Here is a 5,045-nt window from a genome sequence, read left to right on the forward strand (position 1 = left end):
GTAAAGAGGGCAAATAACGCGGCCAACCAGGCCAGTCGCTTGCCCAGCCCATAGCGGATATAGACCATCGGCCCACCGAGAACCGAGCCATCGGTGTATTGACGGCGGTAATGAACGGCCAGAACAGCCTCGGCAAACTTGGTGGCCATGCCTACCAGGTAGGCTATCCACATCCACAATACCGCCCCTGGCCCCCCGATAATGACCGCCCCCACCATTCCGATGATGTGACCGGTTCCGATGGTTGCCGACATGGCTACCATGGCGGCTTGAAAGGGCGTGATCTGGCCTCCAAAGCTAAGGAAGCGCTCTCGAATGGCCCCCAGGGTTTCACGAAGCGCTACGCCCAGGCGACTGAACTGGGGAAAGCCGGTGCGGATGGAGAGATACAAGCCCACCAGGATAAAGACCAGCATCATCCATTCGCCATAGACGGCCCGATTGACAAAATCGTTGAACGCAAGAATATCCATAGCTTGCCCTTGTTTACCCAGCTTCCGGCCAGGCCTCTACCGGCATACCCCGGCTGAGACGCAGCTGGCGCAAATCACGCTCAAAAAGCCCCAGGCGGCCCAGCATGTTGGAGCGCGACTCGGGGCGCAAGGTGGTCTCGAGTTTTTTGGTACGCACCCGTACCAAGAACACCCGACCCAGCAAGACCTGCCACTGGGCATATAAATCTTCGTCTATCACAGCCACCCCCTGTCCTCCACCGTACAAAGAGAGTACCACCAGTTGTTCGGGTTTGATTTCCAGGCGCAGCCGCGCCTCGAGCAGGCCCAGGCGCAACAGTCTGCTCAACACCTGAGCCGTCTCGAGGGGCGAGAGCCGATTGTTCATCAGAGTCTGAACCAGGGTTTTGCCCTCGGCCAGGGTGAGTACCCCCACCTCCAGGGGGCTGAGCTGGGTTTTGCTCGAGGCTGGGCGGGTCTGGAGCATCAGTCCCCAGTTGTCGGGCAGGCTGATCTCCTTCCAGGCCTCGAATTGATGCAGAATCAGGTTGTGGGTCTCGAGGCTGGGCTCAATGCTTCGCTCCTGGGTTTGGGTCTCGGACTTGAAGCGAAACGGCGCCGACTGGATGCCGGCCAGCAGCTCGAGGGCTTCCAGACCCCGCAGCGAACCCGCTTCGGCATGAACCGGATAACCCCCGTACAAATAGACACGACCCAAAAAGCTGGGGTGCTCGATGAACAAAGCCCCACCCCTGGCTGCTCCCATCAAGGTCTCCAGGAGTCGCAAAAGGGGAAACTCCGCCAGGTTTCCACTTAGCACGTCCCGGCCTCCGGTAGCTTCAAAACTCGCTCCTGCTCATACAATCGGGCACGACCAGGCCATTGTAACCGCACCGTGCTCAACGGTTTGGTTCAAATAAGCCAAGCCTCCGACCAGAACAAGATTAAGCTGCTCCATACTGGGTTTGTCAAACCAGCGCAGCGGCAGGCCAGGTGGGATCATCAACGACGCAGCACCCCAGTGCATGCTGAACTCGTTGGAGCCCTGGCCATGCTTAGAGCGGGAGTCAAAACTTCGGGAAAGGCTGAAAACCAGAGACTCAACTACAGCACCTGCCCAGGGCGGGGTGCGAGTGAAGAGTGCGATAAGCTGGGGATAGCCCATGTCTAATGTTCTGGTTTTGCACGGTTTTACTTCGCATCCCATCCTGACCATGGGGCCGCTGCCCGAAACGCTGCGCCAGGCTGGATTTACTCTGGCACAACCAGTCCTACCCGGCCACGGCACCCGCCCCGAAGACCTGCGCGATGTGCGCTGGGAGGACTGGGTACGGGTCGCCCGGGAGGCCTATCTTTCGCTGGGTGAACCCCGGGCCATCGTGGGACTCTCGATGGGAGGTCTGCTAACGGGCCTGTTGGCGGCGGAGCTTAAACCCAGCGCTATCGTAGCTCTGGCCCCTGCTCTGGGCCTGATTAACAAAACCGCATACCTGGCCCCCTATATCCACCGCCTCAAACCCTGGGCCAAGAGCACCAGCCCTGCCGAAGAGGCCCAGCGGCGCAAACAAAGCCCCAATTACCCCAACTTCCCCACCATTGCCATCGTGCAGTTGATCGAGCTACAAAGACGTCTCCCAGCCCTGTTGCCAAAGGTCACCGCCCCGGCGCTGGTACTGCAAGCCGCCCACGACGACACCGTGCCAGAAGCCGATGTACGCCGCTACTTTGCCTTGTTGGGCAGCCCCCAGAAGGAGTACCGCGTCTACCAGAGCCAGCATGACATGCTGCTCGACCCCCTGGCCCAGCAAATCTCAGACGATACTGTGGCCTGGTTGCTGGGGAAGCTGGCTGCTGGAGATTTGTGATAGCGGCTGGCCTGCTCCTGAACTCATCGCGTTTCCCACCATTACGCCTCACGCGGTGAGGCGTAATGTACGCGGTTTAGCATTTTTTGCTATACCGCGTATTCGCGAGAACCGCTCTCAGAGCAGTTTTGGAGACGATCCCTCCAGTGAAGCGGAGATCCATACGCTTAAACTGCGCAATACGGAGGCGAGTTCCAGCGATGCACAGATTCGGTGCTCATCGGCTTGTCACAGGTCGCCGATTCCCACCTTCAACCGCCCACAGGAAGTGGATCGGAAGCCCCGAACCCGAGATCAGCGGCGGACTTCAACTTCTAGCTTCACATTGCCCCGTTTGGTCTGGCCCAGTACCTTTCTGACCACCAGACTCCCCAGCCCTTCGGCCAGCAGGTAGTCGCCTTCGACCATTTCATCCCTGGCGGAGACGGTTTTACCATGCAACTTAACCTTGCCGGCCTTGATCCCCTGGGCAAAATAGGTGCGCGAAACCCCAAAACCCTTGGCCCCCACCACATCCACCCGCAGGCTGGGCACCACCACACTGCGGGTACGCTCGCGCGATCTGGGCAACTGCTCGGGGGCGGCTTCCTTAGCAGGGATTCCTGCGTCTTGCAGGGTTTTGAGTCCCCTGGAAAGCGTGGCTAGCAAAAAACCTTCTTTGACCTCGTCCAGGTCACCCAGCAAACCCGGCTCCACCGCCGAGCGCAGTCGATCCTCCAGCGCCTCGAGGTCGCCCTCAAAGGCCAGAAAAACCACCCGGGTGGGATCGGCAACGGCGGGGATGTGGTCTGGAAACAGCACTGCCACCTGCCGCGAGGCCATCGGGAGGCCGCCAAAGGTCTCGAGGCAGATTCCTTCCTGTCTCGCCATACGGCGTAACTCGTCCAGCGCATCGGCTTCCAGAAAGGGAGTCTGTACCACCCGGCCCCCTCGAGCTTTTTTCAGGTATTCCTGCATCAGATCCTTCCTTTCTATTCCACAATTTCGCCGGGCGCGGCACCCAAATATAGGTTGAGCTGGATGCGGCGGCAACTCGATAGTGGAGCCGCTGCGGGCCGAAAGCCCAGAAAGGTATCGAACCCTCCGATCGCAAGCAAGGGGCTTTCAACTCTTCCACAAACCCGCGTAGGTTCCAGCCAGATCCATCAGCTCGGAATGGCTTCCCACCTCCACAATCCGGCCATTCTCCATCAACACAATCTGGTCGGCATGCTCCACGGTCGAAAGGCGGTGGGCTACCACGATGAGCGTGCGCCCTGGGCGTATGGCTTCCAGGGCCGCTACTACCTGGGCTTCACTGCCCCGATCCAGGGCGCTGGTAACCTCGTCGAGCAAAAGAATTTTGGCATCGCGCAATAGCGCAGCCGCAATTGCCAGGCGCTGCCGTTGCCCTACCGAAAGCCCACCCCCATCATCTTCCAACAGGGTTTGCAACCCCATCTCCGAGCGCAGCCCTACCCTACCCAGGGCTTCCCGCATGGCCTCTGGGGTGGCAGCGGGAGCCAGTGCGCTCAGGTTGTCCTGTACGGTTCCCGCAAATAGCAGCGGTTCCTGCGGAACCCAGGCCATTTTAGCCCGCAGCCACCGGGCATCGTAGCTTTGCAGCCCGCGTCCGTCCAGCAGTACCTGGCCGCTACTGGGGCGGTAGAGGCCCAGCAGCAGCCGCAGCAAGGTGCTCTTGCCCGAACCCGAAGCCCCCACGATGGCGGTAAAGGAACCCGGCTCGAGGCATAAATTGAGGTTTTGCAGGGTGGTTTCGCTGCCTGGATAGGCAAAGCTTAGATTGCGGAGCTCGAGACCCCCCTCCAGGGTCTCTGGTTGAAGCGGGCCCATACCAGGCGCCTCGGGTAGCTCGAGCAGCTCGACCAGACGGGCCGCCGCCCCTTCGGCCTGGGCGAACCCGGTTCCGATACGACTCAGCAGTTGCAGGGGTGCAATCGCCAGCGCCAGCAACGTCAGGAAGGCGGTCAGATCGCCTGGGGTCATCTCTCCGCGCTGCACCGCTCCCACCCCCAGGAAGAGTAACAGTCCCAGGAGCGAGGTGGTGGTCAGCTGCCCCAGGGGCAGGTTCAGGGCTGCAATCAGGGCGCGAGTGCGCCCCAGCCGATACTGTTGCTGGTTGCTGTGGCGAAAACGAGCCCTGGCAAATGCCTGCAGGTTCAGGGCGCGAATCAGTTCCAGGCGTCCGAAACCCTCGGCCATGCGGCCTGCCAACCGCTCCAAAGCGGCCTGGGTACGCCGACTGTAGTGGGTTACCCAGCCCCCAATCCAGCCCAGCAGCAGGGCCATAAACGGCAATACCAGCAGGAGATACAAGGTGAGCTGGGCATAGTGGAGCAAAAGCTGGGATAGCAGCGCCAGCAGCAAAATCCCCTGTACCAGAAGCCCTCCCAGGCTGTAAAACAAAAAACCCTCCAGCTCCTTCAAATCGGCTACCAGCCGCCCGGTCAGTCCGCCGGATGAGGGCGGCAGAGCCATCAGGTCGGTCTCGAGCAAACGCCCAAACACCCGTTCCCGCCAGACCGCCGGAATCTTGACCGAAAGGTAGCTAATAAAGGCTTCCAGCGCATACCCGCTCACCACCAGCACCGCCAGCAAACCGGCCCCAGACCACAAAACCTCGCCCAGGCGGCCAAACTCGCCGGCCAGTACCTGATCGAACAGCGGCCGGACCACCAGGCCAGGTAACCAGGCCTGGGCAACGGCTGGCAACACCGCCAGCCCCGCC

General features: G+C 60.8%; 5 protein-coding genes. 1 reads left to right on the top strand and 4 read right to left on the bottom strand.

Translation table 11 applies throughout. The annotated features are described in order from the left end of the window. The coding region (locus tag Q0288_RS08540; protein WP_299429471.1) for an alanine:cation symporter family protein at positions 1–473 on the bottom strand (473 nt) is incomplete at its 3' end. A 13-nt stretch (positions 474–486) separates the two neighbouring features. Further along, the gene (locus Q0288_RS08545) at positions 487–1,272 is read right to left on the bottom strand and encodes a DUF4388 domain-containing protein (RefSeq protein WP_299429472.1); all 786 of its coding nucleotides are present in this window, start codon (positions 1,270–1,272) and stop codon (positions 487–489) included. Between the two features lie 343 nt (positions 1,273–1,615). Between Q0288_RS08545 and Q0288_RS08550 the strand changes: the two genes are divergently transcribed. Next, a complete protein-coding gene (locus tag Q0288_RS08550) occupies positions 1,616–2,317 on the top strand; it encodes an alpha/beta fold hydrolase (RefSeq protein ID WP_299429473.1) in 702 nt (233 codons plus the stop codon). Positions 2,318–2,611: 294 nt separating this feature from the next. Here Q0288_RS08550 and Q0288_RS08555 read toward each other — a convergent pair whose 3' ends face one another. Together Q0288_RS08555 and Q0288_RS08560 are read right to left on the bottom strand one after the other, a co-directional pair. Continuing rightward, positions 2,612–3,274: an RNA-binding protein gene (locus tag Q0288_RS08555; RefSeq protein ID WP_299429474.1), complete on the bottom strand. Its 663-nt coding sequence runs from the start codon at positions 3,272–3,274 to the stop codon at positions 2,612–2,614. A 147-nt stretch (positions 3,275–3,421) separates the two neighbouring features. After that, a partial coding sequence (locus tag Q0288_RS08560; RefSeq protein WP_299429475.1) for an ABC transporter ATP-binding protein occupies positions 3,422–5,045 on the bottom strand: 1,624 nt, incomplete at its 5' end.

The organism is uncultured Meiothermus sp. (genome assembly GCF_937863175.1).
In the GTDB taxonomy this organism is placed as follows: domain Bacteria; phylum Deinococcota; class Deinococci; order Deinococcales; family Thermaceae; genus Meiothermus.

Bases quoted from the DNA above. Each gene is read 5' to 3' on its own strand.
- Q0288_RS08550 (WP_299429473.1), top strand. From the start codon at position 1,616: ATGTCTAATGTTCTGGTTTTGCACGGTTTTACTTCGCATCCCATCCTG.
- Q0288_RS08555 (WP_299429474.1), bottom strand. From the start codon at position 3,274: ATGCAGGAATACCTGAAAAAAGCTCGAGGGGGCCGGGTGGTACAGACT.